This is a genomic window from Bradyrhizobium sp. LTSP849 (assembly GCF_000938255.1).
Taxonomy (GTDB): Bacteria; Pseudomonadota; Alphaproteobacteria; order Rhizobiales; family Xanthobacteraceae; genus Bradyrhizobium.
Map to the genome: position 1 here is coordinate 217,906 of NZ_JYMR01000018.1, position 11,608 is coordinate 229,513.

An 11,608-nucleotide genomic window follows, 5' to 3' on the forward strand; every position below is an offset into this window, starting at 1 on the left:
GCCTCGTTCGTATGCAAACGACTATCAACCCATTGAATTTCCTTATCAAAGAAACTGAATCCGGGTTTCTTTGTAAGCAATTGAGCTATGTGTTTTTGCATGGGAAACCGCTCAAAAGCCCTTGCACTTTGTGCGTCGCGGCCGCATATTGTTGCGGTGCGGTAGCGCTCTGCGTTACCGCTGCCCTCCTTGGGCGTTTCCTCCCTAGACTTGGGCCGCTTCTTCATCAGAAGCGGCCCTTTTTTCTTCGAGCTTTTCTTTCAGCCTCCGTCTTCACTTCAAGCGCGTGAAAACGCGAAGCGAAGATTCGGCGCTCGATACGCTTGCGCTCGCAGCTGTGTCTTAATCGTTTCGTTGATCCCTGATGCGATCACGCTGACGGCGCGCTTATTCCGCGGCGGCCTGGAACGGGCCGAGATCGCTGAACGGGATCGTTGTGGCCAGCACGTCAGCGAGCACCGCGAAGTCGGAAGCGATCTGGCCGAAGCGCGGGCCGCGCTCGCGCCGCCGCTCGTCCATGTAGATCGCGCGGTTGAGCTCGAGCTGCACCGCGTGCAGGCCGCTCGCCGGATTGCCGTAATGCTCGGTGATGAAGCCGCCGGCATAGGGCTTGTTGCGGCCGATCGAATAGCCGAGCCCGGTCATGGTCTCCTCGATCCGGTCGGGCAAGAGCGGTGTGCAACTCGTGCCGTAGCGGTCGCCGATCACGAGTTCGGGCCGGCGCGGCTCGTCGCGGGACACGCCGACCGACGGCATCGAGTGGCAGTCGACCAGCACCACGGTGCCGAACATCTGGTGCACCTTGTTGATCAGCCGGCGCAGCGCGCGATGATAGGGCTTGTACAGCGTCTCGATCCGCGCCAACGCGTCGTCGACCAGGATGCGCTCGCGATAGATCTCCTGGCCGTCGCCGACCACGCGCGGAATGGTGCCGAGGCCGCCGGCGACCCGCATCGAGCGGGTGTTGGCAAAGCTCGGCAGGCGGCCGGTGAACATCCGGGGGTCGAGCTCATAGGGTTCGCGATTGACGTCGACATAGGAGCGGGGAAAGTTGACCCGCACGGTCGGAAAGCCGCGCTCGCTGAGATGGCCGATCAGCTCGTCCATGAAGGAATCTTCGGAGCGCCGCAGCGTCGGCACGTCGATCCGCGACGCGCTCAGGAATTCGTCCGGATAGGTCGAGCCGGAATGGGGCGAGTTGAAGATGATCGGCGCGCGCCATTCGGCGGGCTCCACGATCTCGAACGCTGGCGACTTGTCGCCGTCAAACCGGGTCATCTTCTCAGGCTTCGTCCCTTCGTGCCGCACGATCCGGCAAGGTCCCGGATCGAGGTGATTCGGCCGGTCGAGCGGCTCTTATGTGTCGTCATTGTCCGGAATCGCAACCATTCTGCCAAGCGAAAAAGCGTGATCGGCGCTGGAACATGTCTTAACCGTGTGGGCATCGAGGCGGGGACGGGCCGGCGCTGGTCGATTGATTCGTGCTGCATTCGGGTTCACAAGGGTCGCGCCGGTCGAGCCAGGGTAAAGATTTTCACCCGAAATTTACCCTCTGTCGGGCTTAGTGACCTCTGCTGCTGATGCCGCCTTGTAATTGTCTTGGGGATTCAACGTTCCTGTCATGCCAAAAATCCTGCTCGCCGAAGACGACAACGACATGCGCCGTTTCCTGGTCAAGGCACTGGAAAACGCCGGTTTTCAGGTCTCGTCCCACGACAACGGCATGGCCGCCTATCAGCGGCTCCGGGAAGAGCCGTTCGAGATGCTGCTCACCGACATCGTGATGCCGGAGATGGACGGCATCGAGCTCGCCCGCCGGGCCTCGGAACTCGATCCCGACATCAAGATCATGTTCATCACCGGCTTCGCCGCGGTCGCCCTGAACTCGGATTCGGACGCCCCCAAGAACGCCAAGGTGCTGTCCAAACCCGTGCATTTGCGCGAATTGGTCAGCGAAGTGAACAAGATGCTGGCGGCCTGAATCGGCCCCCTTCCGTCCTTGCACCGGCTCCCTTGAGCCGTTATAGGGACCCGACCCGATCTAGACGACATCTAGGGCGCGTAGCTCAGCGGGAGAGCACTACCTTGACATGGTAGGGGTCACAGGTTCGATCCCTGTCGCGCCCACCATCCTTCGCTCGCGATAGCCGAGAGAAGGATGCCGCGCCGAAGCCCAAAGGGCGCAGGCGGGCTTTTCGCCGCGAGCTACGGCTAGGCAAGCCACGACCTTCGCTCGCGATAGCCGAGAGAAGGATGCCACGCCGAAGCCCAAAGGGCGCAGGCGGGTTGCCGCCGCGAACTTCGGCCAGGCAGGCCATCCCCAGCAATCGGTCAACACGAAGCGTGTGCCACCAGCCCATCGCTAGGCGAGCAGGGTCATCACCTGGTCGATGACGGCTTGAACCTGCTTCGCATCGGAACCCTGGTGCGCGAGCGTCATCAATCCCGTGTGCACCACCATGATCGTGTGCGCGGTGAGATCGGGATCAAAGCCCTTCTTGAACTGAGCCCGGTCGGCACGCAGACGCGCGCGCAGCAGCTCCTCGAGGCGCCTGTTATAGCGCTCGATGTTGTTGCGGACCTTGGTCTGGTCGAGTGAGCCGTCGGTCGCGGAGTTGATCGACAGGCAGCCCCGCAATCCTTTCGCGCCCGAGCAATACGGCACGAAGCCCGTGAGCCATTGCCGGATGACCTCGCGGGCCGGACCGGGCTGGGCCAGCACGCGCTCCGCCCAGCCGAGGATGCCGTCGTGATAGCGATCGAGCACGCGCAGGAACAGCGTGCTCTTGTCGCCGAACGCCGCATAGAGGCTCGGCTTGGCGATGCCGCTCGCCGCCGTGATCTCGTCGAGCGATGCGGCCTGGTAGCCCTTGCGCCAAAACACTTCGCGCGCGACTTCGAGCACGTCGTCGGGATCGAAACTGCGTGGTCTTGCCATGCGACCTGTTTATGCACTCTCGCCGCGGATGTTAAGCCCTCAAGGAGACGTGACCGGACCAATATGCCGTCTTTGTTGACGGTCGTTTCATTTAATACTATCCAGTACAGAATGAAACAAGGGAGACGGCGGATGAAGGCGGTTCAAGTCGTGGCGTTTGGAAAGCCTGCTGATGCAGTGAAGCTGAACGACGTGCCCGACGTCAGCGCGCCGGGCCCGGATGAAGTCGTGGTCGCTGTCGAGGCCGCCCCGATCAATGCCACCGACCTCATGATCATGGCGGGACGATACGGATTTCTGCCGCCGCTGCCGGGCACGCTCGGGATCGAGGGTGTCGGCCGCGTGGTCGCGACCGGTGCCAACGTGAAGACCCTGAAGGAAGGCGATCGAACCCTGATACCGATCCTGAATCCGACCTGGACCGAGCGGGTGAAGTTCACCGCGACGTGGCAGCGCCCCTTGTCGCCGCAAGCGGATATCCAGCAACTCGCGATGGTTGGGGTCAATCCGGCGACGGCGTATCTGTTGTTGACCGATATCGTGAAGATCCCGAGCGGCGGCTGGGTGATCCAGAATGGCGCCAATTCGGCAACGGGGCGCGCGGTCATCGCCGTTGCGAAATCACTGGGAATCAAGCTGGTCAATGTCGTTCGTCGCGAGGACGTCGTGCCGGAACTGCACGCGCTCGGAGCGGATGTGGTGCTCGTCGATGGTCCCGACCTGCAAAAGCGCGTGGCCAAGGAGACGGGTGGAGCGCCGATCCATCTGGCGCTCGATATGGTCGGCGGCAATTCGACCCTGAACCTGATGAACTGCGTTGCTCCGAAGGGTGTGGTTGTTCTCTACAGCGCAATGAGCGGACAGCCCTTCGCCGGATCGAGCCTCAGCGCGATTTTTGCCGAAGTGTCCGTGCGCGGCTTCTGGCTCGTGCATTGGCACAAGACCGCCAAGGACGAGACCATGGGTGAAATGTACGATCATTTGACCGCGTTGGTGACGTCGGGCGCGCTCACGGCTCCGGTCGTTGCGGCCTATGGTCTGGAGCAATTCTCCGAGGCGATCGCCCAGGCAGCAAGCTTCAAAGGCAAGGTGATCTTTATGCCGAACCGGGCCTGATCGGAGATCGAAAATTCCCATACGCCCTGCGTTTCGAAATCAATTTCTATACCGCATAGTATAGAAATCTGGAACAACATCATCATCGCGATCCCATCACCGGAGAACTAGTTCATGCCGTCTCTCTTCGACCCGCTTTCCATTGGTGACCTGACGCTTCCGAACCGCGTGATCATGGCGCCACTGACGCGGCTGCGCGCCGATGAAAACAAGGTACCGACCGCGATCATGGCCGACTATTACGCGCAGCGCGCGTCCGCTGGGCTGATCATCTCCGAGGGCGTCCCGGTTTCGCAGCAGGGCGTCGGCTATCGTGGCGTCGCCGGAATCTGGGCGGACGAGCACGTGAACGGTTGGCGAAGCGTGACCAGGGCCGTGAAGGCTGCCGGGGGGCGGATCTTCATGCAGATCTGGCACGTGGGCAGGATTTCCGATCCGGAGTTTCACAATGGACAGGCGCCGGTCGCGCCGAGCCCGCTGGCGGCCAAGGGCAATGTCAGCCTGCTGCGTCCCGAGCGTCCCTTTGTCGTGCCGAGGCCACTGCCAACGGCGGACGTCGCGGCCGTGGTCGGAGATTTCCGCCGGGCCGCGCAGTTTGCCGAAGCGGCCGGGTTCGACGGCGTCGAACTCCACGGTGCCAATGGTTACCTGCTTGATCAGTTTCTCCAGGATGGATCGAACCAGCGCACGGATCAGCATGGCGGCGCCATCGAGAACAGGGCGCGTCTCATGCTCGAATCCGTCGATGCGGCGATTGATGTCTGGGGACCATCTCGCGTCGCCATGCATCTGGCGCCAAGGGCGGACGTGCACTCGATGGGCGATTCCGACCGGGCGAGCACCTTCGGCTACGTCGCGCGCGAGCTCGGGCGGCGCAGGATCGCATTTCTCTGCGTCCGCGAGCATGTCGCGGCCGACAGCCTCGGTCCCCAGCTCAAGGCGGAGTTCGGCGGCATCTACATCGCCAATGAAGGTTTTACCGCAACGACGGCGCAGGACGCCCTTGATGCCGGATGGGCCGATGCCGTCGCGTTCGGCAAGGCCTTTATCGCCAATCCCGATCTTCCCGATCGGTTGCGCAGCGGTGCCCCGCTCAATGCCCCGCAACCGGCGACATTCTATGCGCCCGGGCCCGAGGGCTACACCGATTATCCCGCCCTGCAATTGCAGGGCGTCGGCTAAGGCGCCGACCCGCATCTTCTGGCGAGATGCGGGCCGTCTGCACCGCTGCTATTTCAGCTCCGTGTTCGCGACCGGCATGATGGACGCGACGTGCCAGCCGTTGGCGTCCTGAACGTAGGTCTGGCTGATCAGGAACGTATTTTGCTGCGGCGGCTTGCCCGGAAGGCCGCGCGTGAAAACGATCGGCACGAGAACCTGCATGACATCGTTCGAGATCACGGCGACCCGGAATTTCGACATGTCGGGTTCGAGGTGCCAAATACCTTCGTAATATTCCTTGAACCGGGCAGCGACCGCATCACGGCCTCGCGTATCGACGTTTCTCGCGAACAGCAGCGTGCTGGGTGAATCCAGCAGCATGGCCTTCACCGCATCGGCGTCGTGGGCATTCTGCGCGGCGATGAATTTTTCAAAGATGGTTTTGGCCTCAGCGTCATTTGCGGCGGCCTGCGCCGGTCCGCCCGCGCCGATCGTCGCGACCAGGACGAACAGCATTGCAATGGCCGAAAGACTGCGGAGCCGTGCCAATGGCCGTGGTTTGACCAGGGCTGCCGACGTCATCGAATAGATCATGCTCACCTCGTTGTTTCGGCACCAGGTCTGCCCGGTGCGCCACTTAATCATTATGATCATCATCATTATATTCATGATAGATATCATGTAAAATGACGGCTCATCACGAGGTGCACAAATGAAAGTGAGCAAAGAACAGGTGGCGGAGCATCGCACGCGGATCATGGTCGCGGCCGCGCGCCTGTTCCGGCAACACGGCTTCGACGACGTCACGGTCGCCGACGTGATGAAGGAAGCCGGTCTGACCCACGGCGCCTTTTATGGGCACTTCCCGTCGAAGGAAGCCCTGATCGCGGAAGCGGTCGGGCACGTGTTGCCGTCGGCCGCCAACAGTCCGGACCCGCGCCGATCGGCGGCGGATTTCGCCGACGGCTATCTCAGCGTCCGGCATCGCAACAACCGCGCCACAGCCTGCCTGTTCTCGAGTCTCGGAACCGAGGCGGCGCGGGGCTCAGCCGATCTTCGACACCGGATGACGCAGGCCATTCGCTACAGGATCGATCACCTGACGGTGGACGCCGATGGCGACACGCCTCACACCAAACGACGCGCAGCGATCGCCGCATGGGCGTCGATGGTCGGCGCGATGGTGCTCGCCCGCATCGTCGACGACGAGGAATTGTCGCGAGAGATTCTGTCGGAAACGCGCGCGTCCCTGCCGCTACGTTAGCGGCAGCAGATGCTCCGGGATCTGCACGGGCGCGGCCGGCACGAGCGAGGCGACCGAGACGTGCGGCCAGGTCAGGCCGTTGAAATCCAGCATCACCTTCTGCGAATACTGGATCTGCGTCGTCGCCACCCGGACGCGGCCGCCGGCAAACCCCTTGTTGGGCACGAACGGAAGCGTGGCGACGAAGCTCGGAACCAGCGGCACCGTGCCCTTCTGCAATGGCTGGAGAATGATCGGCGGCTCCCCGGACGGGATGCGCGGCACGTCGATGTCGTAGATCACCGTCTCGATCCAGAACACGGCATCCATCTGGAAGGCGTTGGCGTTGGCGCCGTTGCCGCCCGGCGGCGGAGCGGGCACGCCCTGGAGGAACGCGATGTTCGAGGTGCCACCGGCGAAGTTCGGCGCCTGTGGATGCGGTCCCGGTGAAGGCACGGCCGGCAACGGGCCGCCGGACAGCGGCGAGCCGGGCTTGGTCGAGGTCTCGATGATGATGGTATGGCTGATGGTCTGATGCGCGATCTGGTTGCGCAGCACGGTGTTCGGGTCGGTGATCATGGCCTGGGTGAGCTTGCCGGAGGCGATCAGCGCCGTGAGATCCTGGGGCAGCCTGCGCGTGGTCTTGTTGGCGGCGGTTTGATTCTGGAACGTGAACTTGTTGTTCGGGTTGCCGCCGAAGAATGGCGTGATGTCGACCGCCGCGATCGTCGGCTTGCCGGCGACGGGCGGCAGCGCGGTGCCTTGCGCGGTGATCGTCGTGCCGTGCGGGATCGAGGCCATGCGCGCGACGGTGAACGGCTCGTGCGGGTTGGTGCTGGCGGGCACCGCGAGCCAGATGCCGGGCTCGAAATGAATGCCGACCGGCGTTCCCGTCGTCACGTCGTTGATGGTCTGGAGATACGGCACGCCGTTCAGGAAGGCGTCGGCTTGCGGCCCGGAGCCGCGATTGGGGATCGAGCCGAGATTGTTCGAGAACGATAGTGTCTCGTCGGTGAGGTTCAGCTCCAGCACGTTGTCGGCGGGGTCGGTGGTGTTGATCGGACCCGGCATCTGTGTCGGCGTCGTCGTGCTGTCGGGCCGGAAGATCGTGTTGAATCCCTGTCCCGTGAACGTGCCCGCGAAGGCGGACAACGGCCCGAGCGTGGGCGGCAGGGTGAAAGGCACCGCGGCGGGAGCGGCGGCCTGCGCGGCAGCCCTGAACACGGTGTCGACCTGGTGGATCGAGAAATTCGCAGTCTTGGAGAATGCGCTGGTGAGCGGCTTGGGTTCGTCCATGGGGCGGTCCTTTCGATGGCTGCAGGCTCGACTGTCGATGCCGGCGCGCACGCGCGAGGCGGCGTTCGCGTCGCTGGGGTCAGCGAGACGTCGGACGGAATTTTTCGAAGCTAATCGCGATCTCTCAGGTCGTCGTCCGCCTCACCCCGAGCGAGAGGACGCATTGCCTAATCCAACTCTGTGTTCGACAATGAATGATCGAAAAATTGGTGCGGGGTCGTCTGCCCCGTTCTCCTGGTTACATCTTGAATATGATACAACCTTAGCGATGCTCCAAATGTGTTCCATTTCACAGGGCACACTGAAAGCGCAGCATCCGGGGACGAGAAGGCCGCCCATGAGCATATCCGTCATCGAACAGGCCAGGATCCAGGCGCAGGTCCTGGTGCCGCTGGTCAAAGCGCTCCAGGCCGAGCTCGGCGAGGCCCGCGCGAATGCGCTGGTGCGCAACACGCTCGGCGATCTCTATCGCCGCTTCGGCGAGGAGTTCTGGAAAGCGAAGAAGGAGGCCAGTCTCGGCCAGGCTGTCGCCTCCGCCTTCAAGACCTACGCCCGCGACGACGCGCTCGCTTACGACGTGATCGAGCAGACTGAGGATGCCTTCGCGTTCGACGTGAAGCGATGCGCCTACGCCGAATTCTACCAGGCGCTGGGCGAGCCGGAGCTCGGCTTTCTCCTGGTCTGCACCGCCGATTTTGCAACTGCGGAAGGGTTCGGCCCCGACATCAAGCTCACGCGCACGCAGACCATCATGCAAGGCGCCAATCATTGCGACTTCCGCTACCGGCGCAATAAAGGGGAATCACAGTGAAGGGAATACGGACATGCGAGCGAGCTGTCTTGCCGTGATGGCGTTGTTGCTGATCGCGTCGCGCGCAGACGCTGCGATCATCGACTGGCAGGCCGAGCTGCAGCGCTGCCGTACGCTGCGCGAGAACATCGCGCCGTTGCTCCAGGCCGGCGAGGGGATATCCTCCGTCGGCCGCTCCAACAGATCCGTGCGTCGCTGTATCTGGATCCAGCGTCTGGCGGTGCGCAAGAAAATCCCCGGCGCGGAGGTGTGGTAGGCATCTCAATCACCGTCACCCCCGCGCAACCGCTTAGCTGTTGCGCGGGGATGACGGGGCTGAGGCCATCTTGGATCACCCGACCAGATATGTCTTCACCGCCGCCTCATCCCATTCAATACCGTTGCCGGGCTCCTCGCCCGGCAGCGCAAAACCGTCCTTGATGGTGAGGCGGCTCGCCAGCACCGCGTCGGCCCAGTCGACATATTCCAGCCAATGCGCGGTCGGCGTCACGCAGAGCAGATGCGCGCTCACCTCCGAGAACAGATGCGTCGACATCTCGATGCCGGCGGCATGCGCCAGTGACGCCGCGCGCATCCAGCCGGTGACGCCGCCGATGCGCTGCACGTCCGGCATCACGAAGTCGCAGGCCTCGGCGGCCAATGCCGATTGCATCGCAAAAGCGCTGTCAAAGTTCTCGCCGATCTGGACCGGCGTGCCCAGCGCATCCGCAATGCGGGCGCAGCCGTCATAATCGTCGTGGCGGATCGGTTCCTCGATCCAGGTCAGCCCCTCGTCGTCGAGCATCTCGCCGCGGCGTATGGCTTCGGTCACCGTCAGCGCCTGATTGTAGTCGCACATCAGCGTCACCTGATCGCCGACGGCTTTGCGCACGGCGCGCACCACGGCGAGATCCTCCCGCGCATCGGGCCGGCCGACGCGGATCTTGGCGGCCTGAAAGCCCTCGGCCAGCAGCTTGTGCGCTTCGTCCACCGCGGCACCCGCCGGCATGATGCCGAGCCCCTTCGAATTGTAGGCCTTGACCGGCTTCGGTGCGCCGCCGAGCAGGCGGGCCAGCGGCAGGCCTTTGCTGCGCGCCAATGCATCCCACGCCGCCATGTCGATGCCGGATTGCGCCAGCCGTTGCAGGCCGGCGAGCCCGAGCAATGTGAAGCGCTGGGTCAGCTTGCGCTCGATCTCGAACGGCAGCAGCTCGTCGCCCGCAAGCAGCTCTGACATCTCCGCGACCATCGCCGTCAGCGGTTTCAGGGCCGAAGGCGTGATCGAGAACAGATAGGCGTGCCCCACGGCGCCCTGATCGGTCTCGCAGTCGATCAGCACCAGCGGTGCCTTCGCAACCGTGCCGGTGGAGGTTTTGAGCGGCAAATTCATCGGCACGATCACGGGGCGCGCGACGAAGCGTTTGATGCGGATGGTCTCGGTCATGGGATCTCCCGGCGGAGCGGATGCAGGTCGGCGCCGATCTTAGACATTCGTCATGAAACGAAAAGGCGTCTGCTGCAACCACCATAGCCTGGCGTTGCGTGGCTCACCGCGCCGCGCCTTCCGTGAATGCGGTCTCGATCACCGCGCCGAAGGGTTGCCAGGACCGACCGTCGAACTGGACAAGCCGCATCTGCTTGATCGGCAGATAGCTGTCTGGCGAGGTATTCATCCTGATGTTGGGTAGCGCAACGGTGGGGTGATAGTCTCTGAGCGAAGCTGCCTGGCGCATGATGTTCTCGCGCGACAGGTCGTCGCCGCATTGCTTCAGCACCTGCGTCAGCGCCTCGGCCGCGGCGTAGCCATAGAGCGCGGCACTGTTGTTCGTGCTTTCGACTTGATGGTATTTGTCCATGAAGGCGAACCAGTCCTTCATGGCGGGATCGTCTTTCCATGCGGGATCGCTCGGATCCTTCAGAAAGGCCGCCGAGATCACGCCGGCCGAATTCTCCAATCCTGCGGGCGCCATCGCATTGGCGATTGAGGCGGAGGCGTCGTTCACGATGAAGACCGGGTGCCAATTGAGCGACGCCGCCAGCTTGATCACCTGGGCCGCCGTCGACGGCACGCCGAGAAAGACGAAGATGTCGGCGCCCGCGCGCTTGAGGATCGAGACGTGGCCTTCGAGATGCTCATCGGCAATGTCGAAGGCGATGTCGACGAGGACAAGACGGTTCAGATCGCCAAGACCTTCCTCGATACCCCTAAGGAGCGCGCGTCCGAACTGGTCGTTCTGCCAGAGCACCACGATCTTGCGATGCGGATAATAGGCCTGGATGTAGTTGGCGTAGATGCGCCCCTCCGACCGGAACGCCGGCTGCCAGCCCATGGTCCAGGGAAACGCCTTGGCCTGGCTCAGCTCCTCGTCGCCGGAGGCGACGAAAAGCTGCGGGACCTTCTTCTCGTTCAGATACCAGCGCGTGGCGAGATTGCCGGGCGTGCCGAACGACCCGAACATCAGCTGCACGTCGTCCTTCTCGACCAGACTGCGCGTGAGCTCCAGCGCGGCCATGGGATCGGAATTGTCGTCGCGCGTGATGAAGCGGACCTTGCGGCCGTTGATGCCACCGCGATCGTTGACCATGTTGAAATAGGCGGCTTCCGCCTTGCCGATCGCGCCGAATTCCGAGAGCGGTCCCGAATAGGGCACGATATTGCCGATGCGGATTTCATTGTCGGCGGTGGATTGCTCTGGCTGCTGTTGCGACATCGCCCCGAGCGAGGCCAGAGCGGCGATCAAAACGAACAGCAGTCTGCCGGTGACGCGCATGCTCGACACCTTGTCGTTGGCCCCTCACAGAGGTCGGCTCGATCTGCACCAGGGCGAGTTGATCTACGTCAAGCGTTTGGCAATCCTGTGGCTGAGTAACCGGCCCGACGAAGCGGCAGGCGTGCTGACGCGCCGCACTTCTGATTGAGAAAGTCCCCGTGTGGCACCCCTCTCCCTAATCCTCCCCCGCAAGGGGGGAGGGAACGCACCTGGGGTGCGGCTGGCTAAGTGGCTAACAATTCGCGTTGAGTCTTCGCTCTGAGCTTTTGAACTCAGCTCTCGCCGCACGGCAC

Annotated in this window: 13 protein-coding genes and 1 tRNA gene; 8 read left to right on the forward strand and 6 right to left on the reverse strand. The window is 63.1% G+C overall.

Going from position 1 to position 11,608, the window contains the following annotated elements; all coding sequences use genetic code 11:
- Positions 1-387 precede the first annotated feature (387 nt).
- Positions 388-1,278, reverse strand: a complete 891-nt coding sequence (locus tag UB31_RS14525) for an N-formylglutamate amidohydrolase (RefSeq protein WP_045004013.1) — start codon at positions 1,276-1,278, stop codon at positions 388-390.
- A 343-nt stretch (positions 1,279-1,621) separates the two neighbouring features.
- On the opposite strand from UB31_RS14525, the gene cpdR reads away from it, so the two are divergent.
- Together cpdR and UB31_RS14535 are read left to right on the forward strand one after the other, a co-directional pair.
- Positions 1,622-1,981: a cell cycle two-component system response regulator CpdR gene (gene cpdR, locus UB31_RS14530; protein WP_007597092.1), complete on the forward strand. Its 360-nt coding sequence runs from the start codon at positions 1,622-1,624 to the stop codon at positions 1,979-1,981.
- 74 nt (positions 1,982-2,055) lie between these two features.
- Positions 2,056-2,130 (forward strand) — tRNA-Val (locus UB31_RS14535).
- 232 nt (positions 2,131-2,362) lie between these two features.
- On the opposite strand, the gene UB31_RS14540 is transcribed toward UB31_RS14535, so the two are convergent.
- A complete protein-coding gene (locus UB31_RS14540) occupies positions 2,363-2,938 on the reverse strand; it encodes a TetR/AcrR family transcriptional regulator (protein WP_045011302.1) in 576 nt (191 codons plus the stop codon).
- A 132-nt stretch (positions 2,939-3,070) separates the two neighbouring features.
- Between UB31_RS14540 and UB31_RS14545 the strand changes: the two genes are divergently transcribed.
- Together UB31_RS14545 and UB31_RS14550 are read left to right on the forward strand one after the other, a co-directional pair.
- Positions 3,071-4,054 carry a zinc-dependent alcohol dehydrogenase family protein gene (locus UB31_RS14545; protein WP_045011303.1) on the forward strand — a complete coding sequence of 328 codons (984 nt, stop codon included), beginning with the start codon at positions 3,071-3,073 and terminating at the stop codon, positions 4,052-4,054.
- A 114-nt stretch (positions 4,055-4,168) separates the two neighbouring features.
- The gene (locus tag UB31_RS14550) at positions 4,169-5,236 is read left to right on the forward strand and encodes an alkene reductase (protein WP_045011304.1); all 1,068 of its coding nucleotides are present in this window, start codon (positions 4,169-4,171) and stop codon (positions 5,234-5,236) included.
- Between the two features lie 48 nt (positions 5,237-5,284).
- Here UB31_RS14550 and UB31_RS14555 read toward each other — a convergent pair whose 3' ends face one another.
- A complete protein-coding gene (locus UB31_RS14555; RefSeq protein ID WP_245305991.1) occupies positions 5,285-5,731 on the reverse strand; it encodes a DUF4440 domain-containing protein in 447 nt (148 codons plus the stop codon).
- Between the two features lie 196 nt (positions 5,732-5,927).
- On the opposite strand from UB31_RS14555, the gene UB31_RS14560 reads away from it, so the two are divergent.
- A complete protein-coding gene (locus tag UB31_RS14560) occupies positions 5,928-6,479 on the forward strand; it encodes a TetR/AcrR family transcriptional regulator (RefSeq protein WP_045011306.1) in 552 nt (183 codons plus the stop codon).
- On the opposite strand, the gene UB31_RS14565 is transcribed toward UB31_RS14560, so the two are convergent.
- Positions 6,471-7,754: a heme-binding protein gene (locus tag UB31_RS14565; protein WP_045011307.1), complete on the reverse strand. Its 1,284-nt coding sequence runs from the start codon at positions 7,752-7,754 to the stop codon at positions 6,471-6,473. The two genes, UB31_RS14560 and UB31_RS14565, sit on opposite strands and share 9 nt — an antisense overlap.
- A 337-nt stretch (positions 7,755-8,091) precedes the next feature.
- On the opposite strand from UB31_RS14565, the gene UB31_RS14570 reads away from it, so the two are divergent.
- Both UB31_RS14570 and UB31_RS14575 read left to right on the forward strand, forming a co-directional pair.
- Positions 8,092-8,565, forward strand: a complete 474-nt coding sequence (locus UB31_RS14570; protein ID WP_045011308.1) for an L-2-amino-thiazoline-4-carboxylic acid hydrolase — start codon at positions 8,092-8,094, stop codon at positions 8,563-8,565.
- A 13-nt stretch (positions 8,566-8,578) separates the two neighbouring features.
- Positions 8,579-8,821 (forward strand): hypothetical protein, encoded by a 243-nt coding sequence (locus UB31_RS14575; RefSeq protein WP_045011309.1) that lies wholly within the window; start codon positions 8,579-8,581, stop codon positions 8,819-8,821.
- A gap of 75 nt (positions 8,822-8,896) precedes the next feature.
- Here UB31_RS14575 and UB31_RS14580 read toward each other — a convergent pair whose 3' ends face one another.
- Entirely contained in the window at positions 8,897-9,988 is a 1,092-nt protein-coding gene (locus tag UB31_RS14580) for an enolase C-terminal domain-like protein (protein WP_045003997.1), read from the reverse strand.
- A gap of 103 nt (positions 9,989-10,091) precedes the next feature.
- Positions 10,092-11,315, reverse strand: a complete 1,224-nt coding sequence (locus UB31_RS14585; RefSeq protein ID WP_045011310.1) for an ABC transporter substrate-binding protein — start codon at positions 11,313-11,315, stop codon at positions 10,092-10,094.
- Here UB31_RS14585 and UB31_RS41435 point away from each other — a divergent pair.
- Positions 11,314-11,463 carry a hypothetical protein gene (locus UB31_RS41435; RefSeq protein ID WP_156163013.1) on the forward strand — a complete coding sequence of 50 codons (150 nt, stop codon included), beginning with the start codon at positions 11,314-11,316 and terminating at the stop codon, positions 11,461-11,463. The two genes, UB31_RS14585 and UB31_RS41435, sit on opposite strands and share 2 nt — an antisense overlap.
- Positions 11,464-11,608 lie beyond the last annotated feature (145 nt).

Bases quoted from the DNA above. Each gene is read 5' to 3' on its own strand.
- UB31_RS14565 (WP_045011307.1), bottom strand. From the start codon at position 7,754: ATGGACGAACCCAAGCCGCTCACCAGCGCATTCTCCAAGACTGCGAAT.
- UB31_RS14550 (WP_045011304.1), top strand. From the start codon at position 4,169: ATGCCGTCTCTCTTCGACCCGCTTTCCATTGGTGACCTGACGCTTCCG.
- UB31_RS14570 (WP_045011308.1), top strand. From the start codon at position 8,092: ATGAGCATATCCGTCATCGAACAGGCCAGGATCCAGGCGCAGGTCCTG.
- UB31_RS14545 (WP_045011303.1), top strand. From the start codon at position 3,071: ATGAAGGCGGTTCAAGTCGTGGCGTTTGGAAAGCCTGCTGATGCAGTG.
- UB31_RS14540 (WP_045011302.1), bottom strand. From the start codon at position 2,938: ATGGCAAGACCACGCAGTTTCGATCCCGACGACGTGCTCGAAGTCGCG.
- UB31_RS14575 (WP_045011309.1), top strand. From the start codon at position 8,579: ATGCGAGCGAGCTGTCTTGCCGTGATGGCGTTGTTGCTGATCGCGTCG.
- UB31_RS14555 (WP_245305991.1), bottom strand. From the start codon at position 5,731: ATGCTGTTCGTCCTGGTCGCGACGATCGGCGCGGGCGGACCGGCGCAG.
- UB31_RS14525 (WP_045004013.1), bottom strand. From the start codon at position 1,278: ATGACCCGGTTTGACGGCGACAAGTCGCCAGCGTTCGAGATCGTGGAG.
- UB31_RS14580 (WP_045003997.1), bottom strand. From the start codon at position 9,988: ATGACCGAGACCATCCGCATCAAACGCTTCGTCGCGCGCCCCGTGATC.
- cpdR (WP_007597092.1), top strand. From the start codon at position 1,622: ATGCCAAAAATCCTGCTCGCCGAAGACGACAACGACATGCGCCGTTTC.
- UB31_RS41435 (WP_156163013.1), top strand. From the start codon at position 11,314: ATGCTCGACACCTTGTCGTTGGCCCCTCACAGAGGTCGGCTCGATCTG.
- UB31_RS14585 (WP_045011310.1), bottom strand. From the start codon at position 11,315: ATGCGCGTCACCGGCAGACTGCTGTTCGTTTTGATCGCCGCTCTGGCC.
- UB31_RS14560 (WP_045011306.1), top strand. From the start codon at position 5,928: ATGAAAGTGAGCAAAGAACAGGTGGCGGAGCATCGCACGCGGATCATG.